The organism is Mycobacterium sp. SM3041, from assembly GCF_039668335.1.
GTDB lineage: Bacteria > Actinomycetota > Actinomycetes > Mycobacteriales > Mycobacteriaceae > Mycobacterium.
Window position 1 is genome coordinate 1 of sequence record NZ_JAYXBQ010000082.1, and the last position, 25776, is coordinate 25776.

The following is a 25776-nucleotide window of genomic DNA, read 5'->3' on the forward strand; positions in this document are numbered from 1 at the left end:
TGCTCGCTGACGGATTCGGCGACGCGGAACGCGACGGTCCTCGCCGTGATTTCATCTGGGGCCTCCACCATGACCCGGACCACCTGTTCGGTTCCGGAGGGGCGCAACAGGATTCGGCCGGTGTCGCCGAGTTCGGCCTCGGCCTCGGCGACCGCGGTCTGCACCGCCGGCGCCTGGGCGACCGTGGCCTTGTCGGCCACCTCGACGTTGATCAGCACCTGCGGCAACGTCTTCATGGGCGCACACAGCTGCGCCAGGTTCGACCCGGTCTGCGCCATGCGCGACATGAGCCGCAGTCCGGTGACGATGCCGTCGCCCGTGGTGCCCAGCTCGGGCATCACGATATGGCCGGACTGCTCGCCGCCGAGCGAGAACCGTCCCGCGCGCAGCTCTTCGAGCACGTACCGGTCCCCCACGCCCGTCGTGCGCACCTCGATGCCGGCCTCCCGCATCGCCAGGTGCAGGCCGAGGTTGCTCATCACGGTCGCCACCAAGGTGTTCGACACCAGCTCGCCGGCGTCGCGCATGGCCAGCGCCAGCACCACCATGATCGCGTCACCGTCGACGAGGGCGCCCGACGCGTCGACGGCCAGACAGCGGTCGGCGTCGCCGTCGTGGGCCAGGCCCAGGTCGGCGCCGTGGTCGATGACGGCCTGCTGCAGCTGCGCCATGTGGGTGGAGCCGCAGCCGTCGTTGATGTTGAGGCCCGTCGGCTCGGCGTTGATCGCTATAACTGTGGCGCCGGCCGCTCGATATGCCTGCGGGGCGGCCGTCGAGGCGGCGCCGTTCGCGCAGTCGACGACGACCGTCAGCCCGGCCAGCGGCGCGACGGCGGCCTTGGCGGCGTGGGTGAGGTAGCGGTCCAGGGCGTCTGCGGCCTCGAGCACGCGGCCGATGCCGGCGCCCGTCGGCCGGGTACCCGGACCGGCGGCGACCAGTTCCGCGATGCGGTCCTCGGTGTCGTCGTCGAGCTTGTGCCCGCCGGTGCCGAAAATCTTGATGCCGTTGTCCGGCATGGGGTTGTGCGAGGCGGAGATCATCACGCCGAGCTGCGCGTCATACGACGCGGTCAGGTACGCCACCGCGGGGGTCGGCAGCACGCCGACCCGCAGCACGTCGACGCCCTCGCTCGTGATGCCGGCGATGACCGCGGCCTCCAGCATCTCGCCACTGGCCCGGGGATCTCGTCCGACGACCGCGACGCAGCGACCGGCGCCAGAGGTCGAGCAGAGGCGGCGGGCGGCGGCTGAACCCAGCGCCAACGCCAACTCCGCGGTCAGATCACGGTTTGCGACGCCACGGACGCCATCGGTGCCGAACAGCCGACTCATGAACCTTCTTTCGTCCTTCAGATGACCCCATGAAACGCCGAAGGCGGGCGTGTCCAGACTGCGACACGCCCGCCCACGAGCAGAAACGATCAGCGCTTGCTGTACTGAGGCGCCTTGCGGGCCTTCTTGAGGCCGTACTTCTTGCGCTCGATGGCACGCGGGTCACGGGTCAGGAACCCGGCCTTCTTGAGTGCCGGACGATCCTCGGGCTGAACCAGGATCAGCGCACGGGCGATGGCCAGACGCAGCGCGCCGGCCTGACCCGAGGGGCCACCACCGTCGAGGTGGGCGTAGATGTCCACCGTGTCGACGCGGTCGACGGTCACCAGCGGGGCCTTGATCAGCTGCTGGTGCACCTTGTTCGGGAAGTAGTCCTCCAGGCTGCGGCCGTCCAGGTTGAACTTGCCGGTGCCGGGCACCAGACGAACGCGGACGACGGCTTCCTTGCGGCGGCCAACGGTCTGGATCGGACGGTCGATGTACACGGGCTCGCGCGGTGCCGACTCTTCGGCCACCTCGAACTCGGTCACTTCAGTCACGTCGACTTCAGTCACTGGGCCACCTGCTTGATCTCGTAAGGAATCGGCTGCTGCGCGGCGTGCGGATGATCAGGACCCGCGTACACCTTCAGCTTCTTCTGCACCTGGCGCGACAGCTTGTTGTGCGGGAGCATGCCGACGATCGCGTTCTCAACGGTGCGGGTCGGGTGCTTCACCAGCTGTTCGCCGATGGAGCGCTTGCTCAGACCGCCCGGGAAACCCGAGTGACGGTAAGCAAACTTGTCGGTGAGCTTCTTGCCCGACAGGGCAATCTTCTCGGCGTTGATGATGATGACGAAGTCACCCTCATCGGAGTTGGGCGTGAACGTCGGCTTGTGCTTGCCGCGCAGCAGGTTGGCTGCTGCAACGGCGAGCCGGCCGAGCACCACGTCTTGGGCGTCGATGACGTACCACTGACGCGTGGTGTCACCCGCCTTCGGCGTGAATGTAGGCACAGCTATACCTCTTCTTCTCGGGTTGAGTCCCGGTGCTATCCGGGTGCCGGTCAAGTACGCGACCTGCGAATTCCCGGCGACCGACGGTGACCCGGGAAGCATTGGCCTGACGGCCTGCAGCGCACCAACGTGGGAGCTTACCCGGGTGCGTCACCGCAGGTCAAAACGCGGAGCTGGTCAGTACACCCGGTCCTGCTGGTCGGGCACGACGCTGCCGTCCGGCCGGTGCAGCGGCCCCTTGGCGCCCGTCGGCTCGATGTATCCCTTGGTGGCGCAGGCGTACGGTTCGGCCTGCTTCTTGGGATCGATGAACATCGGGTTCACCAGCCAGTTGCCGCCCGCATTGTCGTAGGCCGTGCACATCAGCTCGGTCTTGTTGCGGTTGAGCACCAGCCGCAGCGCGGTGGCGTCGGTGAGGAACGTGACGTCGGTGTCGGAGTCCCCGGCGGCGAAGGCCGCGCGCTTGGGCTCGGGCTGTTGGGTGAACGCGGCGGGGCCGGTCACGCCGAACACCTCTTCGTTGACGCGGCAGCGCTTGCCCTCGATGTACGTGATGGCGGGCTCGCCGCCGCACGGCACCAGGCGCGACGTCAGCACATCGCCGTCGTGTTCGGTCCGCACGCCCATGACGTGGTCGGCCGGGATGTCGAGCTCTTCCGCCCACACCCGGGCCACCGGTTCGGCCGACGCCGAGATGATCCGCACGTCGAAACCGTTGGCGTGCAAGGTTTCCACCAGGTCGCGCATCTGCGGGTAGTACCGCACCCAGCCGGTCTGCGTGCTGCTGCCGACCTTCTGCTCGGTACCCGCCGGGGCGTCGAGGTTCTCCTTGCGGGCGGTCTTCGCGAACTCGACCACCTCGGCTTCGCGCCACCCGGCCTGCATCTGTGCGGCCCAGGCGTACGCCGGTTCCATGCGCCGCGCGTTGAACCCGGCGAAGGCCGGCTCCCCGGCCTTGGTCTTGGCATCGGTGTAGACCGACACCAGCTCGTCGGCGCAGGCGGTGTCGGTGTCGGTCGGCATCGGCTGGCCCGGCTTGGCCGCGGCGCAGGCGCGGGCCAGGGCCGCGACGGCCGGCGGCGTCAGGAACGCGCTGGTGGACGCCCAGTTGCCGTCGGCCGGTGCCCGGAGCTTGCCGTTGCGCACCATCCAGAAGAACGTGGCGTCGCCGATGTCGTTCTTGACGATGGTGTTGTCCCAGTCGAACAACGCCAGCGGCGCACCCTTCGTCACCGAACCGGCGGCGCCGCACGTGCCCAGCTTGGCCAGCATGGCGTCGATCCGGTCGCGGTTGTCGCCGTACCAAGCGGAGTTCTGCGCCAGCGTCCGGCACGACGCCGTGCTGGTGGCGGGCGACTGCGCTGCCGGCGTGCTGTCGTGGCTGCTACAGCCGGACATGGCGAGGAGGCCGGCCAGCGCAGCGGCGGAGGCCAGTCGGGTCATGCGGGTCACGGTTCTCCTGGTGTCAGGTGAGTGTCACGTCAGTTCTGCGGCGCCCGGCGCTTCGAGCGAGGTGTCGCGGGAGGTGTCCTTGAGGTCGACGCCCGAGCGGCCCAGGGCGCGGGCACCGGACACCAACCCCGCCGCGACGCGCGCGGCCTCGGCGTAGCCGAGTCCCTCGGGCGGGTGGATGTTCGAGATGCAGTTGCGGTCGGCGTCGGTGCGCCCCGGCATCGGCAGATGCGTCAGGTAGATGCCCAGGCTGTCGGCCACGGACAGACCAGGCCGCTCCCCGATGATCACCAGCAGGGTCCGCACCTTTTGCGCCGCGCCGACGTGGTCACCGAGGGCCACGCGGGCCTGCGTGGCGATCACCGGCGGCGCGAGGGTGTACTGGTCGCCCAGCCGCGTCACGAGCTCGGCGAGCAGCGCCGGACCGTGCTTGGCCAGCGCGTACGGCGAGAGCCCGTCGGCCAGGACGAAGCCGATGTCGGCGGGGGTTTCCGGGACGTCCATGGGCGTGGCCGGCAGCCGGCCCAGGTCGGGGCGGCGCAGGTACTCGCTGCGGGACTCGGCCTGGCTGCGCACCACCGCCGGTTCGCCGATGCCGATCTCCCGGACTCGGGCCGCGAGGGCCTCGACGTCGAGGGGCTCGTGCACGGCGTCCCGCGCGGCGGCGTGCGCCGCGGCCAGCTCTAGGACTTCCCGGGTGGGCAGCGCGTTGCCGGCGCGGCCCAGCCCGATGCGGGCCTGCGTGGTCTTGCGGAGCTCGTCCCAGAACTCCTGGATTGCGAGATCTTCGGTCATCGTCATCCCGCCGCGGTGAGCGCCCGCAGCGCCGAGCGCTGCAGATCGAACTTGGTCAGCTTGCCGGAGTCGTCGGTCATCCCCACCTTCTTGAGCCAGGCGTCGAACTCCGGAGCCGGCTTCAAACCGAGCGTCCGGCGGACCGCCACGACGTCGTGGAACGACAGGCTCTGGTAGCCGAGCATGACATCGTCGGCGCCCGGGACGGTGATGACGAAGGCGCAACCCGCCGCGGCCAGCAGCGTCAGCAGGGTGTCCATGTCGTTCTGGTCGGCTTCGGCGTGGTTGGTGTAGCAGACGTCGACGCCCATCGGCAGGCCGAGCAGCTTGCCGCAGAAGTGATCCTCGAGCCCTGCCCGGATGATCTGCCGGCCGTCGTAGAGGTACTCGGGCCCGATGAAGCCGACGACGGTGTTGACCAGCAGCGGATCCAGCGCGCGGGCGACGCCGTAGGCGCGGGTCTCCAGCGTCTGCTGATCGACGGGCCGGCCGCCGGTGCCGAGGTGGGCGCCCGAACTGAGCGCCGAGCCCTGGCCGGTCTCCAGGTACATGACGTTGTTGCCGACGGTGCCGCGGTTCAGGGACCGGCCGGCCTCGTTGCCCTCGCGCAGCAGCGCCATGTCGACACCGAAGGCCTTGTTGGCACCCTCGGTGCCCGCCACGGACTGGAACACCAGGTCCACCGGAGCGCCGGCCTCGATGAGGCCGATGGTGGTGGTGATGTGCGACAGCACGCAGGACTGCGCCGGGATGTCGTAGCGGCTGCGGATGTTGTCGAGCAGGTGCAGCAGGTCGGCGGTGGCCTGCGGCGAGTCGGTGGCCGGGTTGATACCGATGACGGCGTCGCCGCATCCCATCAGCAGTCCGTCGAGCACGGCTGCGGCGATGCCGCGCGGATCGTCGGTCGGGTGATTGGGCTGCAGTCGCGTGGCCAGGGTGCCCGGCAACCCGATGGTGCTGCGGAAGGCCGCGTGTACCTGGGTGGCCGCGGTGACGGCGATCAGATCCTGGTTCCGCATGATCTTCGAGACCGCGGCTGCCATCTCCGGCGTGATGCCGGGGGCGACGGCCGCGATCTTCGCGGCGGCGTCGTCACCGGCCACCGCGTCCAGCAGCCAGTCCCGGAAACCTCCCACCGTCAAGTGGGAGACTTCCGAAAAGGCTTGCTGGTCATGGGAATCCATGATGAGCCGGGTGACCTCGTCGGTCTCGTACGGCACCACCGCTTCATTGAGGAAGGTGTCCAGCGGAAGGTCGGCCAGTGCCCACGCCGCGGCGGCCCGCTCGGCGTCGTTGTGGGCCGCGCACCCGGCGAGTTCATCACCGGAGCGCAGCGGCGTGGCCTTGGCCATCAAATCCACAAGCCCGTCGAAGGTGTGGTTCACCCCCGAAATCCGCTGGTGGTACTTCATTTCAGCTCGTCCTCGGCTTCTGCGAGCATCGCGAACTCTTCATCAGGAGAGTTTGCCACCAAACGGTGCCGGCTGTAGACCGCAAAGTAGAGCATGAAGGCGGCGAACACCGCCAGACACAGGCCCACGGCGAACGGATCGACGAGGAAGGTGGCGATGACCGCGACGACGGCGATGACGAGCGCGAAGCCGGTGGTCGCGATGCCGCCCGGGGTGCGGTAGGGCCGCGGCATGTTCGGCTCGCGGCGGCGCAGCACGATGTGGCTGACCATCATCAGGACGTAACTCATGGCGGCACCGAAGACCGCCATGTTCAGCAGCAGGTCACCCTTGCCGGTCAGCGACAGCAGGAAGCCGATGACGCCGGGGACGATGAGCGCCAGTGTGGGCGCCTTGCGGGAGTTGGTCACCGACAGCTGGGTCGGCAGGTAGCCCGCGCGGGACAGGGCGAAAAGCTGGCGCGAGTAGGCGTAGATGATCGAGAAGAAGCTCGCGATCAGGCCGGCCAGGCCGATGTAGTTGACCAGCTTGGCGCCGACGCCGGAACCGAGCGCCTCGACGAGCGGGTTGCCCGAGGCCGACATCTGTTGCGCGCCACCGACACCCGTGGTGAGCACCAGCACCATGGCGCAAGTGACCAGCAGGACCGTCATCGCCGCGATGATGCCGCGCGGCACGTTCTTCTCGGGGTTCGCGGTTTCCTCGGCGGCCAGCGGCACGCCTTCGATCGCCAGGAAGAACCAGATGGCGAACGGGATTGCGGCCCAGATGCCGAGGTAGCCGTGCGGCAGGATCGCCGACGCTCCGGCCGCGTTGACGTCGACCGCGATGGTGGTCAGGTTGGAGACATCGAACTGGCCGATGGCACAGACCGCGAAGATCACCAGGCCCAGCAGCGCGATGGCGGTGATCACGAACATCACCTTGAGCGCCTCACCGACGCCGGACAGGTGGATGCCGATGAAGAAGGCGTAGGCCGCCAGATACACCCACCAGCCGTTGTGAATCCCGAAGAGCCCCAAGGATTCCACGTAGGCGCCGATGAACGTCGCAATGGCGGCGGGGGCGATCGAGTACTCGATGAGGATCGCGGTGCCGGTGGCGAAACCGCCCCACGGGCCCAGGGCGCGACGGGCGAAGGTGTAACCACCGCCGGCGGCCGGCAGCGCCGAGGACAGCTCGGCCATGCCCAGCACCAGAGCCAGGTACATGCCGGCGATGATCACGGCGGCGATGGCGAGGCCACCGAAACCGCCGTGTGCCAGACCGAAATTCCAGCCGGAGTAGTCCCCGGACACCACGTAGCTGACGCCGAGGCCGGCGAGCAGCAGCCAGCCGGCCGTGCCCTTCTTCAGCTGACGTTTCGCGAGGTATTCGTTGCTCTCGACGTGCTCTTCGACACCGCGAGCGGAGTGCTCACTGGGTGGGTTGGTGATGGACACTGCGAACTCCTGAAAGAGGGATGGCTGATGCCGAACTGGCCTGCCCCCAGGAGTCATCTGGTGCCGGCCTTGATCATTGTGTCGCCGAACGCTTTTGGAAAGCGTCGACCGAAAAAGGAAGCGAGCGCCCGCGCATTCGGGGGGTACGCGGGCGCTCGCGGTTCGTGGGAGCTACGCGCTTCGTTTCCTCGCGCGAGCACTCATCAGAAGAATCCCTGGGCCTTCGTCGAGTACGAGACGAGCAGGTTCTTCGTCTGCTGGTAGTGGTCCAGCATCATCTTGTGGTTCTCGCGGCCGATGCCCGACTGCTTGTAACCGCCGAACGCGGCGTGCGCGGGGTACATGTGGTAGCAGTTCGTCCACACGCGGCCGGCCTTGATGTCGCGGCCCGCCCGGTAGGCGACGTTGCCGTTGCGCGACCACACACCGGCGCCGAGGCCGTACAGGGTGTTGTTGGCGATCGAGATGGCGTCGTCGTAGTCCTTGAACGACGTCACCGACAGCACCGGCCCGAAGATCTCCTCCTGGAAGATGCGCATGCCGTTGTGGCCGGAGAACACCGTCGGCGTCACGTAGTAGCCGCCGTTGAGGTCCCCGCCCAGCTCGGCCCGCTCGCCACCGGTGATCAGCTGTGCCCCTTCGGACTTGCCGATCTCGATGTACGACAGGATCTTCTCCAGCTGGTCGTTGGAGGCCTGCGCACCGATCATGGTCTCGGTGTCCAGCGGGTCGCCCTGACGGACGGCCTTGGTACGGATCGCGGCCAGCGCCAGGAACTCGTCGAAGATGTCGGCCTGGATCAGGCTGCGCGACGGGCAGGTGCAGACCTCGCCCTGGTTCAGCGCGAACATGGTGAAGCCTTCGAGCGCCTTGTCCTGGAAGTCGTCGTTGGCGGCCATGATGTCGTTGAAGAAGATGTTGGGGCTCTTGCCGCCCAGCTCCAAGGTGACCGGGATCAGGTTCTGGCTGGCGTACTGCATGATCAGCCGGCCCGTGGTGGTCTCACCGGTGAAGGCGATCTTGGCGATGCGGTTGCTCGAGGCGAGCGGCTTGCCGGCCTCGACGCCAAAACCGTTGACCACGTTGACAACACCCGCCGGCAGCAAGTCGCCGATGAGCGAGAACAGGTACATGATCGACGCCGGGGTCTGCTCGGCGGGCTTGAGCACGATGGCGTTGCCGGCGGCCAGCGCGGGGGCCAGCTTCCAGACGGCCATCAGGATCGGGAAGTTCCAGGGGATGATCTGGCCGACGACGCCGAGCGGCTCGTGGAAGTGGTAGGCGACCGTGTCGTCGTCGATCTCGGAGATCGAGCCCTCCTGGGCCCGCAGCACACCCGCGAAGTAGCGGAAGTGGTCGACGGCCAGCGGGATGTCGGCGTTCAGGGTCTCGCGGACCGGCTTGCCGTTGTCCCAGGACTCGGCGACGGCGATGGCCTCGAGGTTCTGCTCCATGCGGTCGGCGATGAGGTTCAGCACCCGGGCGCGAGCGGCCGGCGAGGTCTTGCCCCAGGCGGGCGCGGCGGCGTGCGCGGCGTCCAGCGCCTTCTCGATGTCGGATTCGTCCGAGCGGGCGATCTCGATGAACACCTCACCCGTGACCGGGGTACGGTTCTCGAAGTAGCGACCGGCAGCGGGTGCCACCCACTCGCCGCCGATGAAGTTGTCGTAGCGGGCCGGGTAGGTCATCACCGAACCCTCGGCACCGGGACGCGCGTAAACAGTCATGGGTTCACTCCTCCAGTGGGTGACAAACACAGGTGTGCTGCTGGTCACTAACGGTACGCAGAAGTGGGTTGCAACACAGTTGCATCGTTGAACGCGATGGAACCGGAGCCCGTCAGCCGAGGTCGGCGTCCAATCCCGCCAGGTGCCCGACCGCCTGCGCCCGCACGACGGCGTCCGCGGATGGGTGGTTGCGCAGCAATTGCCAGCCGTGCCGGTCGTCGCGGCCGTCGGGCAGGGCCAGCCACCGGCGCAACAGGCCGACGTGTCCGGCCGCGGACGCCGACAGCACCGCGGTGCGCAGGCTCTCCCCCAGCTCGGTGCGCAACCGGGCGATCGCCGGCGACACCGACTGCGGCAGCAGCGCACCCGAGTAGTGGGACAGCGCGGCGTCGACATCGCCGCGGTGCAGCGCAGCGAAGACGTCGGCGACGTCACTATCGATCGGGGTGAGCAGCCGGTATGGCCGTGACGCCACGTACTGCGCGCCGATGACCCGGCGCAGACGGGACATCTCGACGCGGATGGTGACTGAGTCAAGATCGTTGTCGTCCAACAACATTGCGAGATGATCGGCGCTCAGGCCCTCGGGATGACGGCTCAGCAGGACCAGGATGTCGGCGTGCCGGCCGCTGAGGGTGTGCTGGCGCGGTTGTCCGTCGTCGCCGGTGGCGACCCAGCGCGGGCGGTCACCGCCGAGCACCGTCAGGCGGGCCCTCGTCACCGGGTTGGGCGCCGGCTGCAGCAGCCGTTGCAGGGCCAGGTGGTTCTCGATGGCCATCACCGTCGCGCGCACCAGGCCCAGGGTCTGGGCCGAGGCGATCTGGCTGTCACCGGTCAGGTCGACGCAGCCGATGAGCTCGCCCGTCGTCGGGTCGTGCACCGGCACCGCCGTGCACGTCCAGGGCTGCACCAGGCGGGCGAAGTGCTCCGAGCCGTGGATCTGCAGTTCCCGGTCCAGCGCCAGCGCGGTGCCCGGGGCGTTGGTGCCGGCGCTGCGCTCGCTCCAGTCGGCGCCCGGCACGAAGTTCATGGCCTCGCCGCGGCCCAGGGCCGTCTTGTCGCCCTCGACCCACAGCAGCGTGCCGTCGGCCGCGGCCACCGCCACCATGACACCGCTGTCCTTGGCGTCCTCCACCAGGAGTTTCCGGATCACCGGCAGGGCGGCCGCGATGGGTTGTTCGGCGCGGAGCTGGTCCAGGGTCTTGGGCACGACGGGCGTGAACTGCGCGCCGCCGAGGTCCGGGTCCACGCCCGTGGCCAGGCTGCGGCGCCAACTGTCGGCGATGACGGGACGGACGGCGGCAGGGTCCAGGTGCTGGGCGTCGATCTCGCCGGTGACGAAACGCTGGTGTACTGCGCGCAGCGTGGAGCCGGCCGGCGACCCCTCGGTGCGGCTGGTTCCCACGACACTCACACTCCTCGCAGGTCGGATACACACCTGCGTGGCCGCCAGGGTAGTCGACCAGGGTGTTCCAGGACACACGTTGGGCCCCGGCGCGGCTACGACTGTGCGGCCCCGCCCCCGGCTCTCCTTCCAGGGGCAGGACCGCACAGGGCTTGGGTGGGCTAGAAGACCCAATCGCCCGCCGCACGCCGGTCGGTGGCGGCGATGTCGTCGGCGCCGTCACGGACGGCGTTGCCGAGGCTGTGCAGGATGTCGTTGAGCGCGGCCGCCGACTGGTTCCAGCGGGCCTGCTCGGCTTGGAAGGCTTCGGCCGCCTCGCGCGTCCACGTCTGCTGCAGCGGCGCGACGAGGTGCCGGAGCTCTTCCAGCGACGTGTTCATCCGCGCCGACGTGGCATGGATTTGTTGGCGGACGGTGAATTCGATCTCGCCGAAGTGGTACGACAGTGCCGGTTGCATGTGCCTTGTCCCGTCAGATCGCGTGGCCGGTGGCGCCGATGCGCTGGGCATGGGAGTCGGCCGCCTGACTCAGCACCGCCGCGTTCGAGCGGATGGTTTCGGCGATCCGTTGCAGTGACGCGTGCAGTTTCATCGATTCGCCGTTCCACCGGTTCACCACGTCCTGGAATCGGGTCGCCGCGGCACCGCCCCACACCGTCGGCGGGATGGCCGTCATCTGCCCGATGAAGTTGCCGAGCATGGCCCGAATCTCCTCGTTGCGGACCTCGACCTTGCCGGCGATCCCCGTCATCAGATCGAAATCTGCAGTCAGGGCGCCACTTTCCGGAGCTGTCATGATTTCCTCTCCATTTGGTTTGATAGTTCAGACGTTTGCGGCGAGCATTCGGTTCCCTTGCCTCCCAAGTTTTTTCAGTCGGTCCGGCGCGCCGAGCGGATCGCGGCGTCACAGGCCGAGCGGACCGACGCACCCTGGCATCCCACGGCGATCCGGACCGGCCCATCGAGCAGCACCGACCACTCGACCGTCCGCCCGTCGCGTACCTCGCGGTACCGCACCGCCGCGCGCCCGGCACTGACGCCGGCCTCCTGGAAATCCACGATGACCCCGTCGGGCAGCTTCGCCGACGCCTCCCGCAGCGATCGCGCCGCCGCGTCGAGCGTCTGCTCCCGGGGTACGAACGATTGGGTGAGGTGGATGATCTGGCCGCGGTCGTCGGGCGAAATGATCTGCAGCCGGGCTGATCCCGCGCCCGCGAGTGCCCGATCGACCGTCCACCGCACCGGGATCTGTACCGCCACCCGGCCTTCCACGAGCCACGTGAGCTCCGGGTCAGCGACAGCGGCGACCGGCGGCGCTGGGGCGTCTCTGTTGGACAGGCCCAGTGCCCCAGCGCCGATGACCGCGACAGCCGCGGCGAAGGCAATCGCGATGCGCGCCCGCGGTGAACGGGTCTCTGCTGCGCTGCGGGTGCTGTCCTCGTCGGCCTGGTCGAGCAGATCGGCGCAACTCAGAATCTGTGCGGGGACGCCCTGATCCTGCAGCAGCGCTTGTATTTCGGCGGCCAGGGGTGCAGCGCCGGGAACGCCGATGGGCGCGTCGATCACCAGCGGGGTATCCCAGGTGATTCGTGCGATGACCGCCTCCGCGGTGTCGCTCCCGGTGCGCCGCACGACGGAGGCGTACGCCCCTGGGCGGGAGATCGTCACGACGTCCTCCCCCAGTTCGACGACCGCGCAATCGGGTTCGCCGCCGGCCGCTCGGAGGGCATCGGTTCTGCGCTCTGTGACGACGTGAGAAGCGCTGGTGGGCAACGCCGTCCGAACTCGCTCGAGCCGCGACCGCGACCACCACGTCGGACACACCACGGTGATGGCCGTGGTGGCGCCTGCCGCCGCAGCCATGACGTCGCGCCAGATGCGTTCGGCGGGGCGGACGTCCGCGCCGAGCAGGCCCAGTGGCTCGTCGATGCACTCCAGCGCTGACGAGACGAGGTCAGCGTCAATGTCTCCCGGACCGAGGATCGTCGTCGGCCCGACCACCACGACCGTCATGGTGGCTCGGTCCAGCCGATCTGGATCAGCTGGTCAGGTTGACCGCGACGCACCACGACGGCCCGGCCGGGCGGCAGCGTCATCGGCCGTGCGGCGCCCAGCAGCGGCCCTTCGTCCGGGCTGGTGCTCATGACGATGCCCGTCGCACCCAGGTCGCGCATGCGCGACAGCAGCGGGTCGAACATTGCGCGTGCGGCACCGCCGGAGCGGCGCGCGACCACGAGATGGAGCCCGATGTCCGCGGCGTGCGACAAGAGGTCGAGCAGGGGGCTCAACGGATTTCCCGCGGCGCCTACGACGAGGTCGTAATCGTCGACCACGACGTGGATGTCGGGACCCGACCACCACGACCGGTCCCGCAACTGCTGCTGTGTGACGCCGGATCCCGGTAGCCGGGCGGCGAGCAGGGACAGCGTCGCGTCGAGCTCGGCGGCGGTCGTCACGGCCGACATCGCGTAGCCGCACAGGTGCGGCGATTGCACCACCCCCAACAACGATCGCCGGAAATCGACGATCAGCAGCTGAGCCCGCGCGGGATCGGTCTGTTCGACGATCGCGCGGCACAGCGTCCGCAACGCCGCGGTCTTGCCGCACGCCGTGTCGCCCAACACGATCAGGTACGGATCGGCACCAAGATCCAGTGCGAACGGTTGCACGTCCTCGTCGGATAGGCCGATGACGTACCGCGGCGGGCGTTCGACGGTAGCCGCGAGCGCGGCGTAGTCCACGCGTTGCGGCAGCAATTCGATCCGGGGCGCCCGGGACTGATGAGTGGCGACCCGGTCGAGCTCGGGCCGCGCGATCACGAACTCCTTGCCGTCTCTGGTGAGGCCCCGGCCGGGCGGGCAGGTGGTGAGCAGATGGGCTCGGCGGCGGTCCATTTCGGACTCGGCCGGGTCACCGAGCCGCAATTCGATCCGGGTGCCGAGGTGGTCTTTCAGCATCGGCCGCAGTTCCGCCCACCGATTCGCGGTCAGCACCACGTGAATCCCGACCGACAGGCCCTGTGCCGCCATGGCCGTGATGGGCTCCTCCAGCGCATCGAATTCCCGACGCAGCGTGGCCCAACCGTCGACCGCCAGGACGACTTCACCGTAATTGTCCGGAAAGGGCGCTTCGGGGCCGTGTTGCTGCCGGAAGTCCTGACGCCGGCGGCACAGCGAGGCGAGCTGGGAAACAATGCGCCGCAACAACTCCGGCTCGTTCCGGCCGGCGACGGTGCCGACGTGAGGATGCCGCCGCAACGCCATCAGCGCACCGTCACCCAGATCGAGGCCGTAGACGCTGAGGCCGCCGGCAGGCGTGGTCACAGCGAGGCCCAGTAATAGCGTCTGCAGCGCAACAGATTTCCCCGAGCGCGGGCCGCCGACGATGGCCACATGCCCACCGGACCCGTTGAGGTCAGCCACCAGCGGCTCGCGGCGCTGCTGAAACGGATTGTCCACCAATCCGATCGGGACCCGCAGCGGACCGCTGTCGGTGTCGGCCGCCAGCAGCTCGGACAACGCGGGCGAACCAGCGAGCGGCGGCAGCCAGACCGGGTGAGCGCGCGTACCGCGACCGGCCAGCCGGCGCAAGGTCGTATCCATCAACGTCGGACCGGCCGGCCGGTCAGGCGTGACCGCCGGGGCCTCGACGGTGAACAGGCGCGGAACGGCAGGCTCGTCGTGACTCTGCGGCACCGGCCGGGAGACGAAGTCGGCGTGAAATCGCACCAGCTTTCCGTCCGCGGTGCGCAGCAACCCCGCACCCGGCGTTCCGGGCAGCTCATGTGCGTCGGTGACCCCGATGACGGCGCGGGACTCCGCCGCCGAGAACGTCTTGAGACAGACCCGGTACGAGAGATGGGTGTCCAGTCCGCGCAGGCGGCCCTCGTCGAGACGCTGGCTGGCCAGCAGGAGATGAACGCCCAATGAGCGGCCGAGGCGGCCGATGGCGACGAACAGCTCCGCGAAATCGGGATGCTGGCTCAGCAATTCGGAGAACTCGTCAACCACGATGAACAGGGCGGGCAGCGGCGGCAGGTCGGGACCCGCCGCGCGTGCCCGCCGATAGTCGCCGATACCGGACAGGTTGCCGGCCGCCCTTAACAGTCCTTGGCGCCGCGTCAGTTCGCCGGCGAGGGCGTCGTGCATCCGGGCGACCAGATGTGCTTCCTGCGCCAGGTTGGTGATGACGGCCGCGACGTGGTTGGCCTGTTCGAAGCCGAGAAACGTTGCACCGCCTTTGAAGTCGACGAGGATCAGATTCAGCTCGTCCGGCGAGTGGGTGCTGATCAGGCGCAACGTCAGTGTGCGCAGGAATTCGGATTTGCCGGAACCTGTTGCGCCGATGCACAAGCCGTGTGGACCCATGCCGTGCTCGGCGGGTTCCTTGAGGTCGAGGTCGACCGTCGCCCCGGTGTCGTCGGTGCCGATCGGCACGCGCAGCCGCTGACGGTCTGGACGAGTCGGCCAGTTGCCGTCCGCGCCGCCCGTCCGATCATGATGTCGGCGGGTGGACTCCGCACCGCCGGCCAGGCGGTAGCGCGCCACCCGGCGTGCGCAGGTCTCCGCTTGCGTAGCCGTGAGCGTGTCGGTGGTCGAGCACGGCGGCAACGTCGACGCCGTTCCCGGCGCGCCGATCACCACCAGTGTCACCACGTCGGTGTCCACGAAACCAGCCGCCGCCGGAGTGTCGACCAGCACCACCAGATGACATCCGGCGAGAGCAGTGACGGCAGCGGGTTCGGCAAACCGCAATGGCTGCCCGCCGAGGACGCCCGAGCGATAGTGGTGCGGTAGCCATTTCAACCAGTCCCACTCGGCCGATCCGGTGACCGCGGCGATCTTCAGCTGGTCGGGTCCATGCCACACCGCCAGCTGGCACACCAGGGCGCGTGCCTGGCCGCGTGGATCGTCGCCGCCGACATCCACCCGCCGGAGCTGACTGACCACGACGGTGACAGGGACATCGGGGACGGTCGCGGCAGTTCGCAGCAGCCGATCGCGGGCCGAGGCGGTCAGCGGATCAGTCATCTCGTCACCGATCGCCGGCGCCGGCACCAGTCTGGTGCGCAGCGGGCACTGTCCCAGGCCGACGCGGATCTCGGTGAAATCGTCATCGCTCCAACGGCGTTGCCACATCCGGCCGGATCCGGCGAAGGTCCACAGCGTGTCGGGCGGCGGATGGTGCTGATGCAGTGCGCGATGCTGCTCGACGGCGGTACGCTCCGCACAATCCCCGATCGCGTCGAGATACACCAGGTACTCGCGCCGATCGGCGTCGATCTCACCGGCCCGGCGCGCACCCCGCGACCCGAGGACCGTGCTGGCGACCAGTGACAACACCATCATGGCCGGGAACAACAGGAACATCGGGTTGCGGCCGGTGGCCGGACCCGAGCGGAAGTAGAACACCATCATGCCGGCCATCGCCAGCAGCATGAGCACAGGTGCAACGCGGGTGACGACGTTGCCCGTCGGCAGTCGCGGCACCTGTGGCGGCGTGCGGACCTCGATGTCTTCCGTAGCCGGTTGGGCCACGGGAGATCGTGCGACTCTGGTGAATTCCATCGAACTATCAGACGTCCCCCGGCATCGTTCGGTTCCATCGATTTTCGTGTCGGTTAGGGGCCCGATGCGCGGTTACGGTGAGATCGGCATGTCGATCCGGGGGGCGCGATGTCTGAATCAGTGTGTCGGCTGTCCGTACGGTCCGACGGTGAACGCACCAGCGACACCACCGATCTGGTGCTGCCTGCGGGCGCCGCTGTGGACTCGCTACTGCCTGACATCGTGGCGCTGACACATCCGCAAGCGCCGGAAGGCGTCAGTTGGCGCCTGAGCCGGACTGCCGGCGATCCGGTCGACGGATCATTGTCGTTGCGGCAAAACGAAGTTCACGACGGTGACATCCTGCAGCTGCAGCACGACACGACTCCCGAACTGGGCGCGCTGAGTAGGCACACGGCGGCGATGGCCGCCGACCAGGCGCCGTCCGACCCCACTGACCATCGGCTCGGGCCAGTGCTGTGTCTGTGGGCGGTGACTGTCGCGTCCGCGCTGCTGCTCTGGTCTGCTGCGCGCGGCGACTCCTTCACGGCAGCCGCTGTCGGTTGTGGTGGCGTGGTGGCCGCGTTGACGATGTCATGGCGGTCCGGCCGTGCCGCGTGGCCGGCCGCCACCGTCGTGCTCGCTTTCGTGGCGGGATTCTCGGCGGTACCGGGTACCCCGGCGGCGCCCAACATCCTGCTCGGATCGGCGACGGCATTCGCGGTGGCCCTCGTCCTCCTCCGGTTCGGTGTGCTGTACGTATCCGTTGCAGCCGTGGCCTTTACGGCACCGGTGATGGTGGCGTCCGCTGCCGCGAGCGCGTGGGCGGTGCCGCTGGCCAGTACCGGGGTGGCCACCACCGTGGCGGCATTGGTGGTGCTGTCGGCCGCGCCGCGGTGCGCCGTCACCGTCGCCGGACTCACGCCGCGCTCGGCGACGGTCACCGATGGTGATCCGCCACGCATCGAGTTGGCACAGCGGGTGCTCACGGCGATGGTCGTGGGCGCGGCCGGTGCCGCGGCGGCCGGCGCCGTCGTGGTTGCAGCGGGCGCCGTCCACGCGTCCCGGACCCCGACGGTCGTGTTCATCTGGGTGGCAACGGCCGCGATTGCGCTGCGGGCACCGTCCTATCGGCATCCGACACGGCGATGGGCGGTAATCGTCGCCGGAATGGTCTGTACCGCTGCGACTTTGGCCGTCACCGCAATGGCATTCCCCGGCTGGGCCGCTTGGCTCGGCGGCGGCGTCATCGCGGTGGTCCTTGGCGCCCAGCGAATCGGGCGGGTGAGCGCCTCGGTGGGCCGGCGCCTGGTGCATCTCGAATACGTGGCACTGGTCGCCGTGCCACCGTGCGCGCTCTGGGCCGCAGACATCTTTCATCTGGCGTGTGGTCTGTGAGCACCCTGCGACAGATCGTCGCCGTCACCATGACGATCACGATCGCGGCGGCCGCACCGTGCGCCCACGCCATCGCGCCGAAACCTGTTGATCACGGCCAACTTCCCGGGCCCGCAGCCCCGGCGCCGCCCGGCAGGACCGAACAATCGGACCGGTGTGCGACGACCAAACCGGCCGGCGCCCGTCCTGCACACCAACCCGACATGCTCAATCTTGCTGCGGTGTGGCCGCTTTCCCGTGGCAGCGGACAGCTGGTGGCGGTGATCGACACAGGCGTGGCCCGGCACCGACTGCTCCCCCACCTGGTCGCCGGCGGTGACTACGTCTCGTCCGGCGACGGTACGCAGGACTGTGACGGTCACGGTACGGCGATCGCCGGCCTGATCGGCGCCACCGCGTCGGACACCGGGACCTTCGGCGGAGTGGCACCCGAGGCCACGATCATGGCAATCCGCCAGTCCAGCAACAAGTTCCGGCTCACCGACGATCATGAGATATCGGGTGTCGGCGATGTCGAGACGCTCGCCCGTGCGGTGCGCTCGGCCGCCGACGCGGGCGCCACCGTCATCAACATCTCGTCGGTCGCCTGCATGCCCGCCGCGGACCCGCTCGATGACCGGTCGTTGGGCGCCGCCCTCGCCTATGCGGTCGATGTCCGCAACGTCGTGGTCGTCGCCGCGGCCGGCAACGCGAGCGGCGACTGCGCGGAGCAGAATCCGCTGTCGGATCCCAAACGTCCGGGCGCGCCGGACTGGGACACCGTGCACACAGTCGTCAGCCCGGGTTGGTACGACGACTACGTGCTCACCGTCGGATCGGTCACCCCGAACGGGACGCCGTCACAATTCAGCCTGGCCGGACCGTGGGTCGACGTCGCCGCGCCCGGAGAGGCGGTGGTGTCACTGAACGCGCAGGGCGACGGACTGGTCGACAGCCGGCCCGACGGGCGCCCGCTGTCGGGCAGCAGCTACGCCGCGCCCGTCGTCAGTGGTGTTGTCGCACTGGTGCGTTCGCGACTGCCGCAGCTGTCGGCCCGCCAGGTGATGGCCCGCATCGAAGAGACCGCGCGCCATCCGGCCGACGGCTGGAACCCCCAGATCGGGCGTGGCGTCATCGACCCACTCGCCGCGGTGAGCGGCGGTGTACCGACACCTGCCCCAGCACGGGTGTCGACCGCGCAGACAGCGCCCACGCCCGGTCCCAACCACCGACCATCGCGCCGCATCGCCTTCCTCGGCACCGCCCTGTGCATCATGGTGGCAGCTGTCGCCGTGACCGGGCGGCGACGGTCACGGCGATAGTCGAGGTCCGTCGAGCGGCCAACTAAGCGTCGGGCGGTAGCGCAACGTCTTCCCATGTCAGGGTGATACGCGGTGCGGTGCCGATGAGTTCCGCGATGACGACAGCCGCGTACTCGCGAAGACTGTCGCCGTCGTGCAGGTACGTCGTATCGCGTGGCTCTGTTCCGACCGCGACGAGGTGAATATGAACCTCCTCGACCGAATGCCGGTCGACGATGACCTCGACGTCGGCGACTGCAGCCGAGACGGCTGCCGCGGGTTCGGCCAATTGCCAGGTCAGCAATTTGGCCAAGACCAGGTGCGTGATGCTGATGCCCCTGAGTGAGGTACGAATCGGCCGTCCTTGGCGCGGCAGGCCGGCGATGTGCTGAGCGATGCTGGCGCGCAGCCGGTCGAGTGCTGCGGTGCCTTGGCCCCAGCGCGGGTCAACCGCGTGGTTCTCGGTATCGCCGGGTGAGGTTTGCAGTCCAGCCAGCGCGCGCGTGGCATCGGCGATCCACGCCGTCGACTGTGCGGTGGCGTCGTCGTCATCCGTGGCATTGCTGGGCATCGAACCTCCAGTTTGATGTGACACGGCCCCCGATGCGCGGTCGTCGGGCCAAATCCATTGCCGTGGCGCGCTCATGGGCGGAATTCCTCCAGTGCCGCGGCCAGCCGCAGCCGGGTGCGTTGCAGGTGTCCACGCACGGAGCCCTCGGTGGTGTGCAACACCGTAGCGATTTCCGCGAGTGGCATGTCATATACCTCCCGCAGCCACCACGTCACGCGAGCCGGATAGGGCAGGAGGTTCAGTTCGCGAGTGAGCGCAGTCAAGAATTCTCTGGACAGCGCGCGCTGGCCCGGCCCCGGCGCGAACTCCGGGATGTCGGGAGCCGAGTCGAGATCGCTCTGGGGGCGCCTGCGCCTGAGGGCGTCGACCGTCTTGCGCGACGCCAACGAGAACAACCAGGTGCGGAATTGCGACCGAAAGCCGAATGTGGGCAGCGCCTTCCACGCGGCGATGAACGTCTCCTGAACGATGTCGTCACACTCGTCGCGATCCGGGTATGTGTTTGCGACAAACCGGTGCAGCGCCGGCGCATGGCGCACCACCAGAATGTCGAACGCTTCCGTGTCGCCGCGCTGAGCGCGGCGGGCGAGCGCATCGTCGGAGAGCCGCTCCAACAATCCATCCCTGCTCAGTACCATTCCCACCCCGTTTGCGTCCGGCCACCACTGTGGTCTACGTCGCATTTGCGTGCGCTCCGCGCACTCCGGAGCGACTAACCGATTGTGCCCGAACAAAACGTTTGGGCGGCAGGGCCGAAAGGAGAAACTGATGACCACAGCAACGCAGCCGACGGACGTTAGCTCGGGCGGACCCGCCGAGCGCGGGGGCAAGTACGTCGACACGGTGGCAAGCCGTGGTGCCACAACGATCGCCGACATCGTCGTCTCCAAGATCGCCGGTATCGCGACCCGCGAAATCGATGTCGTGCACGACCTCGGGGGCCAGGCGGCACGTGTTGTCGGCAAGCTTCGGGAGACCCTCCCGGGTTCGCCCAATCTCACGCAGGGCGTGAGTGTCGAAGTGGGCGAACGCCAGACGGCCGTGGACATCGGGATCGTGGCCGAATACGGCGTCGCCGTCCACGATTTGGCCGACGGCATCCGCAACAACGTCATCACCGCGGTCGAGAACATGACCGGACTCGAGGTCACCGAGGTGAACATCACCGTCCATGACGTCCACTTCGACGATGACGCGACAGACAGCCCGGCCGCCGGCGAGCCGCGCGTCGTATGAGTGTGTCGTCCATCGCCGAGCGCGTCGACCGCGTCGTCGGCGCAGTGACGGGCGTCGATGGCGTGGTCGGCCTGCACTCCGGGCCGGGTGTACCGCAGACGCACCTGCCGGGCCGGACCGTTCGGGGAGTACGGCTCGGCACCGACAGCGGTGAAGTCCACGTAGTAGTCCAGCTGCCGGCGCACCTGCTCGAGGTTGCCGAGCGCGTGCGGCACGCCGCTGGTGAGGCCGCCGCGGTGCCGTTCACCGTTGTGGTGGCCGACATCGCGGTGACTGACGACCAGATGCAGTGACGGCAACCGACCGTCGCGCTCGCCGCGAGGCCATCCGTCGCCACCATCCTGATGTCGGCGGATCGGCCGAGGCATTGATCGAGGCGCTCGCCGCACTCGAGTCCGGCGACACCGGAACCGTGATCCAGATCCGGCGCACCTGCCGGGGACGGTTGAAGGCTTACCTCGCCAAACGCCGGCGCAAGCGTCGCGCCGATCCTTTCAAGAAAGGTCAACGATGAACCAAAACTACGTTTTTGTCGGTCTTTTCGCAGGCCTGCTGCTCGCCGTCGCCACGCTGTCCGGCGGGGTGCTCGGGTTTCTGTTGGCAGTGACCCTCGCCGGTGCCGGCGCTGCGATCGGCGCCCACTTGGACGGGACGATCAATCTCGCGGCCCTCACACGCCGTCCAGGGAGCCGAGGGTGACAGCTGAACCGCGTGCGATCGAGCCTGTGGCACAACCCAAACGCGGGCAGACGGTGATCGCCGATCGGGTGCGGCATCGGCTGATCGAGCACGCGGCTCTATCGGTGCCCGGCGTCGCCCGCCACCGGACTGTCGTGCCGGGACGAACGTTGCCCGCTGTGCACACCGATGACAGAGCGCATTCACCGGCTGTCGAAGTCGAGATCGCAGCGACGTGGCCGGTCGACGGCGCAGAGGTCCGCACCAAGGTCGAGGCCGCGGTGGCCGGCGAGTTGTCGCGGTCCCTCGACGAACAGCCACGTCACGTGGGGGTACGGATCGGCCGGATCATCAGTGACCGGACGCCGGCGCAGGTCTTCGACGCATATGCCGATGACGTCGCGCCAAGTGACGCGAAACCAGCAGGGCGGCAGCGGAAATTCGCGCCGCGCCGCATTGCAGCTGCGACGTTCACGGGCGTTGTCATTGCCTTGGCGGTCACCACCGTCGGTGTCCTCGGCGTGCGCGATGCCCTCATCTCTTTCCACTTGGTCGGTGGAGATGCGTGGATCACGCATGCGGTCGGCCGGGCCGGTGATGCCCACTGGCAATGGTGGACCTGGCCGGTAGCGGTGGTGGCAGTGCTCGCGGGGTTCGCGCTACTCATCGCCGCGGTGAAACCACGCCGATGGGCGTATCACCCAGTCGGCGACGGTGTTTGGGTGCAACGGCAGGCCGTCGCCGACTGGCGCTCGGAGTTGACGCGCGAGCCGGCCGATAAGGGAGGCGATGAAACATGACACCGGTTGCCCGTGGCATCGACCGCGTCGTGACCGCCGCGGTGGCCCTGGTTCTGCTCGCTGCGGGCGGATGGGCTATCGCGTACCGCGTGAACCTGCGGGTGGCACGAGATTGGGCTGCACACATCCAGCCCCAGGCATTGCCCCGCGCCACCGAGTGGTCGTGGTGGGCGGTGGCCCTGGGCGGCGCCAGCATTGTCGCGACCCTGCTCGGAGTGTGGTTACTTCTGTTGCACTTGCGAGTCCCGAAGGCACGCAATGTATCCGGTGAGAGCGGCGCAGTAGATCTGGACCGGATCGCCCAAGCCATTGCCGAAGATGTGGAGCGCCACCCCGCTCTCCAGAGCGCCAAGGCCAGCACCCGTATCGAACGCGGCCGGCCCGTCATGCGGATCACCGCGCAGCTGACGCCACACACTTCGGCCGCTGAGGTCCACCGACTGGCCCGCGGATGCGCCAACGATGCCCGGCGCGCGGCGGGCGCCGACTTCGAATTTCAGCTCCTGGTCAGATCAGCGCGACCGGAACAGTCTCGCCCGCAGGTCATGTGACCGGCGATAGCTATCCAGTGGAGAACGGTCTGTACTGGATGAGATGAAACTGGTGGCCACAGCGGTCATCCCGATATGAAAGGAAATGTACGACATGGGAATCGCAGACGACGCGCGCAACAAGGTTGATGATCTCAAGGGCCGCGCGAAGGAAGCGGCCGGGGCCGCCATCGGCAACGACGACCTCAGGGCCGAGGGACAGGCCGATCAGGGGATCGCGGCAGCCAAGCAGAAGATCGCCGACGCCGCCGACAAGGTGAAAGACGGTGTCGAGGCGATCAAGGACCGCCTCACCGGCAACGACTAACCGAAATGCGGTGTCCCGCCCGGGCTTTTATCCCGGGCGGGACCGGCGCCTGTTGAGCCGCGGCGCACACGAGATGTCGCCGGATACTGGGCATCATCTCGCTAGGTTGGCCAGTGCTGCTGGTTCAGCGATATCTATCGTGCTGCCCTGCATATGGATCCAACCTCGGACGGTAAACAGGGTCAGAGCCTTGTTGACCGATTCGCGGGTGGAGCCCGCAAGCTGGGCGAGCTCGTTCTGGTTGAGTCGATGGTCGACGCGCAGTGTTCCGTTGTCGCATTCGCCGAATCGGTTGCCGAGGTCCAGAAGCAGTTTCGCGACGCGTCCGGGGACGTCGTTGACGGTCTGATCCCACAGTCTGTCGTCGGCGTGACGTAAACGGCGTGCCAGCGCTCGAAGCATTTGTTCAGCAGCTTCGGGTTCCTCGCGCATCAAGGATCGCAGTATGGCGCCGGTCATCGCGGCGGCGCGCACCGCGGTGATCGTGGTGACAGTGGATGTGCGCGGACTCTGTTCGAGCAGTGCGATTTCGCCGAACACCTCAGCTGGCCCGAGGACGGCAATGAGGGTGTCAGGGCGTCTGGTCGTGCAGGCGACTTTTACTCTGCCCGCAGTGATGATGTAGCAGCGGTCACCGGCATCGCCTTCGCGAAACACGGTGTGCCGCTCCGGGAATGACACCAACTCAAAGTGGGCAGCCATGGCGGCGAAAGCGCTTGGACTGACGCCCTGAAAGGTGCCGGCGCGTGCCAACGCCGCATCCACCGCAGGGCGCTCCTGGTCAGCGCGGCCGAACTCCACAACCCTCCCGACTGAATTGGAACCGAACACCGGCGCCGGCCATTTCGTCGGCAGTTCTTCTGCGTGTGCTGGAGCGGGTTGTGGGTGCGGTTGTCGCACTAGGGTTTTGCGCGCATCGCGCGATACGCCGCCTTGCCCAGGGTTTCGGCCACCAACTCCGGGTCATCGTGATCGTCGGTGTCGAGCATCTTGTGGACGGCCACCTCACAGATCGCCAGAAACACCTCGACCAGCATTGGTAGTGCGGTATCGACATCGGCGACCTGCCACCGCTCCAGCAGTGGGCGCATCGCGGTGGCCAGCTGCCCGCGGATGCGTTCACGGCCGCCGATGATCGCGGCGGTCAGCACCGGGTCCGGATCCGCGGCGAACATGATGCGCCATGATGCGGGACGCTCGCGCACGGTACTGCACAGCGCGCGGAACCCGTCGACGAACAACTGCTCGATCGAGCCGGTGCGCTGCGGGGGCAAGAGCTCCAGCAGGCTTGCCAGCACTACTTCGTTTTCCCGATCCAACAGCGCGGCAAGGACTTCCCCGCGACCGGGGTAACAGGCGTAGACCACGGGCCGGGTGACCCCCAGGCGTCGTGCGATGGCTCCCATCGTCACTTCGGCCAGTCCCTGGTGCGCTGCGATCTCCAACGCGGTGTCAAGCACCTGCGGCCGGCGCCGTTCCGGACCCAGATGCTCAGCTCGGGCCCGGTTGGCAGTGACGGCTTCGTTCACTTCGCTTCTCTCATGTCAGGTAGACGTTCGCAATGATCAGCACCGGCCACGCGACGATCTCACCCAACAATGAAAACACCTTGTCCAGTCCCTCTAACGGAACGATGTGGTCGACGTGGGCCACCGCCCATGCCATCCCGATTACGACATATGGAACTCCGAGCACAAGTGCGAGATAGACGAGTTGCCGGATACTCAACTGGTAATTGAGAAGTTTCTTCATCACAGGTCAACCGATCCCGCCGAGAATCGGCTGCGACTCGATGATGCCTTCGTCGCTCGGCGCGATGCCGTCGCCGAACACCCGGACTCGCTGACGTTCGCGGAGTGAGACGTGTGCTTGGCTCGGCACGTCGTAGCCGAAGCGGCGCTGGGCCTCGCGCGGCGTCGTGGTCACCGGATTCCGCGGCGGAACCGACAAGAGCACCCGTGCACCGAGCGGCAGGGTCGCCGGCGACAACAGTCGCAGCAGGATCAGCTGGAGCCGTTTGCTCATGGCGATCACCGTGAATGCAGCACTCAGCGGCGGCACCACCAGCGCGTCGAGAACCCGGGATGTACTGAGCCCGGACATCTCTCGCATCCAGCGCGGCATCGTCGCCAAGGTCCCGCGGCGCAGGAACGCAGTGATCACGGATGTGCCAGGACGCAGCAGCAGCGGCATCTTCGGCAGCATCACCTCGGCGCCCAGTAGGTGGTTCATCGCCTGTCGGGCGATGTCTGAGCCGATCAGTTGAGGCCGCATCTTCTCGAAGTACTCCCGGACGCCCTCGCGACTCAACGGGACATCGGATGGATCGCAGGTCTGCAGTTCGGCGGCAATCGCACATTCCCGCCAGTACTGCGATTCCTCTTCGGGTGACAGCGGGCCGGGGCCGTACTTCTCGTAGGCCACGAGGATTGAGTGCCATGCGGTCAAATGGATCCACAGTTGCGAATCGGGATCGTTGGCGTCGTAGGCCTTTCCGGTGACCTGATCGGTACCGATGGCCTTCGAATGGATCTTGACCAGAACATCGGCGGCCTTTGTGGTCGAGCGACTGTCGTCGAACGCCACCATCGCAAAGTAGCGGAGCGTCCGGTCGTAGCGGGTACGCGGCCGCGAATAGATCTCATGGGTCTTGTCGACCGCTGCGACGAGAGCTGGATCGAGTTCTTCGATTACGACGGCACGCTGGAACCCGATCGACAGAGATGTCGGGTAACTCCAAACCTTCCAGGTCACCGAATCGGGGCCGAAGAAACCGTAGTCCTCCCCAGGTTCGGTTTCGGGCCGCGCTAACCAATCACGGATGGCCATGTTCCCCCTTTTCTTACACGATG

At 67.9% G+C, this 25776-nt stretch carries 28 protein-coding genes; 9 read left to right on the top strand and 19 right to left on the bottom strand.

The window, feature by feature from the left end; all coding sequences use genetic code 11:
• From glmM to eccCb, 13 genes are all read right to left on the bottom strand, one after another.
• A partial coding sequence (glmM, locus tag VXD91_RS29325) for a phosphoglucosamine mutase (RefSeq protein ID WP_346417051.1) occupies nucleotides 1–1331 on the bottom strand: 1331 nt, incomplete at its 3' end.
• A gap of 89 nt (nucleotides 1332–1420) precedes the next feature.
• Nucleotides 1421–1870 carry a 30S ribosomal protein S9 gene (gene rpsI / locus VXD91_RS29330; protein WP_212814639.1) on the bottom strand — a complete coding sequence of 150 codons (450 nt, stop codon included), beginning with the start codon at nucleotides 1868–1870 and terminating at the stop codon, nucleotides 1421–1423.
• Nucleotides 1871–1881: 11 nt separating this feature from the next.
• On the bottom strand, nucleotides 1882–2325 hold the full coding sequence (gene rplM, locus VXD91_RS29335; protein WP_061007206.1) for a 50S ribosomal protein L13: 444 nt from the start codon (nucleotides 2323–2325) through the stop codon (nucleotides 1882–1884).
• A 177-nt stretch (nucleotides 2326–2502) separates the two neighbouring features.
• Nucleotides 2503–3777 carry a haloacid dehalogenase-like hydrolase gene (locus tag VXD91_RS29340; protein ID WP_226519433.1) on the bottom strand — a complete coding sequence of 425 codons (1275 nt, stop codon included), beginning with the start codon at nucleotides 3775–3777 and terminating at the stop codon, nucleotides 2503–2505.
• Between the two features lie 24 nt (nucleotides 3778–3801).
• On the bottom strand, nucleotides 3802–4578 hold the full coding sequence (gene eutC, locus VXD91_RS29345) for an ethanolamine ammonia-lyase subunit EutC (protein WP_226519434.1): 777 nt from the start codon (nucleotides 4576–4578) through the stop codon (nucleotides 3802–3804).
• A complete protein-coding gene (locus tag VXD91_RS29350) occupies nucleotides 4575–5984 on the bottom strand; it encodes an ethanolamine ammonia-lyase subunit EutB (protein WP_029119809.1) in 1410 nt (469 codons plus the stop codon). The genes eutC and VXD91_RS29350 overlap by 4 nt, the downstream gene beginning before the upstream one ends.
• Nucleotides 5981–7426, bottom strand: coding sequence for an ethanolamine permease (eat, locus tag VXD91_RS29355; RefSeq protein WP_226519435.1), 1446 nt, complete (start codon nucleotides 7424–7426; stop codon nucleotides 5981–5983). Before eat ends, VXD91_RS29350 begins: the two co-directional genes overlap by 4 nt.
• Before the next feature lie 203 nt (nucleotides 7427–7629).
• Nucleotides 7630–9153 carry an aldehyde dehydrogenase gene (adh, locus tag VXD91_RS29360; protein WP_020101488.1) on the bottom strand — a complete coding sequence of 508 codons (1524 nt, stop codon included), beginning with the start codon at nucleotides 9151–9153 and terminating at the stop codon, nucleotides 7630–7632.
• Between the two features lie 112 nt (nucleotides 9154–9265).
• Nucleotides 9266–10558, bottom strand: coding sequence for a GAF domain-containing protein (locus VXD91_RS29365; RefSeq protein WP_318987041.1), 1293 nt, complete (start codon nucleotides 10556–10558; stop codon nucleotides 9266–9268).
• 161 nt (nucleotides 10559–10719) lie between these two features.
• Complete coding sequence (locus tag VXD91_RS29370; RefSeq protein WP_020101486.1) at nucleotides 10720–11016, bottom strand: WXG100 family type VII secretion target; 297 nt, start codon at nucleotides 11014–11016, stop codon at nucleotides 10720–10722.
• A 13-nt stretch (nucleotides 11017–11029) separates the two neighbouring features.
• Complete coding sequence (locus VXD91_RS29375) at nucleotides 11030–11353, bottom strand: WXG100 family type VII secretion target (RefSeq protein WP_318987040.1); 324 nt, start codon at nucleotides 11351–11353, stop codon at nucleotides 11030–11032.
• Nucleotides 11354–11427: 74 nt separating this feature from the next.
• Nucleotides 11428–12570: a type VII secretion-associated protein gene (locus tag VXD91_RS29380; RefSeq protein WP_318987039.1), complete on the bottom strand. Its 1143-nt coding sequence runs from the start codon at nucleotides 12568–12570 to the stop codon at nucleotides 11428–11430.
• The gene (eccCb, locus tag VXD91_RS29385; RefSeq protein ID WP_318987049.1) at nucleotides 12567–15995 is read right to left on the bottom strand and encodes a type VII secretion protein EccCb; all 3429 of its coding nucleotides are present in this window, start codon (nucleotides 15993–15995) and stop codon (nucleotides 12567–12569) included. Before eccCb ends, VXD91_RS29380 begins: the two co-directional genes overlap by 4 nt.
• Nucleotides 15996–16232: 237 nt before the next feature.
• Between eccCb and eccD the strand changes: the two genes are divergently transcribed.
• Nucleotides 16233–17501, top strand: a complete 1269-nt coding sequence (gene eccD, locus VXD91_RS29390) for a type VII secretion integral membrane protein EccD (RefSeq protein ID WP_318987038.1) — start codon at nucleotides 16233–16235, stop codon at nucleotides 17499–17501.
• Between the two features lie 29 nt (nucleotides 17502–17530).
• A complete protein-coding gene (mycP, locus tag VXD91_RS29395; protein ID WP_318987048.1) occupies nucleotides 17531–18802 on the top strand; it encodes a type VII secretion-associated serine protease mycosin in 1272 nt (423 codons plus the stop codon).
• Between the two features lie 22 nt (nucleotides 18803–18824).
• On the opposite strand, the gene VXD91_RS29400 is transcribed toward mycP, so the two are convergent.
• Nucleotides 18825–19352: a hypothetical protein gene (locus VXD91_RS29400; RefSeq protein ID WP_318987037.1), complete on the bottom strand. Its 528-nt coding sequence runs from the start codon at nucleotides 19350–19352 to the stop codon at nucleotides 18825–18827.
• Nucleotides 19353–19423: 71 nt separating this feature from the next.
• The gene (locus VXD91_RS29405) at nucleotides 19424–19984 is read right to left on the bottom strand and encodes a sigma-70 family RNA polymerase sigma factor (protein ID WP_318987047.1); all 561 of its coding nucleotides are present in this window, start codon (nucleotides 19982–19984) and stop codon (nucleotides 19424–19426) included.
• Between the two features lie 136 nt (nucleotides 19985–20120).
• Between VXD91_RS29405 and VXD91_RS29410 the strand changes: the two genes are divergently transcribed.
• The 7 genes from VXD91_RS29410 (at nucleotide 20121) to VXD91_RS29440 (ending at nucleotide 22924) form a co-directional block, all read left to right on the top strand.
• Nucleotides 20121–20588 (top strand): Asp23/Gls24 family envelope stress response protein, encoded by a 468-nt coding sequence (locus tag VXD91_RS29410; RefSeq protein WP_318987036.1) that lies wholly within the window; start codon nucleotides 20121–20123, stop codon nucleotides 20586–20588.
• A complete protein-coding gene (locus tag VXD91_RS29415; RefSeq protein ID WP_318987035.1) occupies nucleotides 20585–20881 on the top strand; it encodes a hypothetical protein in 297 nt (98 codons plus the stop codon). The genes VXD91_RS29410 and VXD91_RS29415 overlap by 4 nt, the downstream gene beginning before the upstream one ends.
• Nucleotides 20878–21102, top strand: a complete 225-nt coding sequence (locus tag VXD91_RS29420; protein ID WP_318987034.1) for a hypothetical protein — start codon at nucleotides 20878–20880, stop codon at nucleotides 21100–21102. Before VXD91_RS29415 ends, VXD91_RS29420 begins: the two co-directional genes overlap by 4 nt.
• A complete protein-coding gene (locus VXD91_RS29425) occupies nucleotides 21099–21287 on the top strand; it encodes a DUF2273 domain-containing protein (protein WP_318987033.1) in 189 nt (62 codons plus the stop codon). The genes VXD91_RS29420 and VXD91_RS29425 overlap by 4 nt, the downstream gene beginning before the upstream one ends.
• A complete protein-coding gene (locus tag VXD91_RS29430) occupies nucleotides 21284–22066 on the top strand; it encodes a hypothetical protein (protein ID WP_318987032.1) in 783 nt (260 codons plus the stop codon). Before VXD91_RS29425 ends, VXD91_RS29430 begins: the two co-directional genes overlap by 4 nt.
• Nucleotides 22063–22617 (top strand): hypothetical protein, encoded by a 555-nt coding sequence (locus VXD91_RS29435; protein WP_318987031.1) that lies wholly within the window; start codon nucleotides 22063–22065, stop codon nucleotides 22615–22617. Before VXD91_RS29430 ends, VXD91_RS29435 begins: the two co-directional genes overlap by 4 nt.
• A gap of 94 nt (nucleotides 22618–22711) precedes the next feature.
• On the top strand, nucleotides 22712–22924 hold the full coding sequence (locus VXD91_RS29440; RefSeq protein WP_318987030.1) for a CsbD family protein: 213 nt from the start codon (nucleotides 22712–22714) through the stop codon (nucleotides 22922–22924).
• 93 nt (nucleotides 22925–23017) lie between these two features.
• Here the strand turns inward: VXD91_RS29440 and VXD91_RS29445 are convergent, their stop codons facing one another.
• The 4 genes from VXD91_RS29445 to VXD91_RS29460 all read right to left on the bottom strand — a co-directional run bounded on the left by VXD91_RS29445 (nucleotide 23018) and on the right by VXD91_RS29460 (nucleotide 25753).
• The gene (locus VXD91_RS29445) at nucleotides 23018–23689 is read right to left on the bottom strand and encodes a Crp/Fnr family transcriptional regulator (RefSeq protein WP_318987046.1); all 672 of its coding nucleotides are present in this window, start codon (nucleotides 23687–23689) and stop codon (nucleotides 23018–23020) included.
• Between the two features lie 134 nt (nucleotides 23690–23823).
• Nucleotides 23824–24453 carry a TetR/AcrR family transcriptional regulator gene (locus VXD91_RS29450; protein WP_318987029.1) on the bottom strand — a complete coding sequence of 210 codons (630 nt, stop codon included), beginning with the start codon at nucleotides 24451–24453 and terminating at the stop codon, nucleotides 23824–23826.
• A gap of 10 nt (nucleotides 24454–24463) precedes the next feature.
• Nucleotides 24464–24676: a hypothetical protein gene (locus tag VXD91_RS29455; protein WP_318987028.1), complete on the bottom strand. Its 213-nt coding sequence runs from the start codon at nucleotides 24674–24676 to the stop codon at nucleotides 24464–24466.
• Nucleotides 24677–24682: 6 nt separating this feature from the next.
• Complete coding sequence (locus VXD91_RS29460; protein ID WP_318987027.1) at nucleotides 24683–25753, bottom strand: oxygenase MpaB family protein; 1071 nt, start codon at nucleotides 25751–25753, stop codon at nucleotides 24683–24685.
• Nucleotides 25754–25776: the final 23 nt, after the last annotated feature.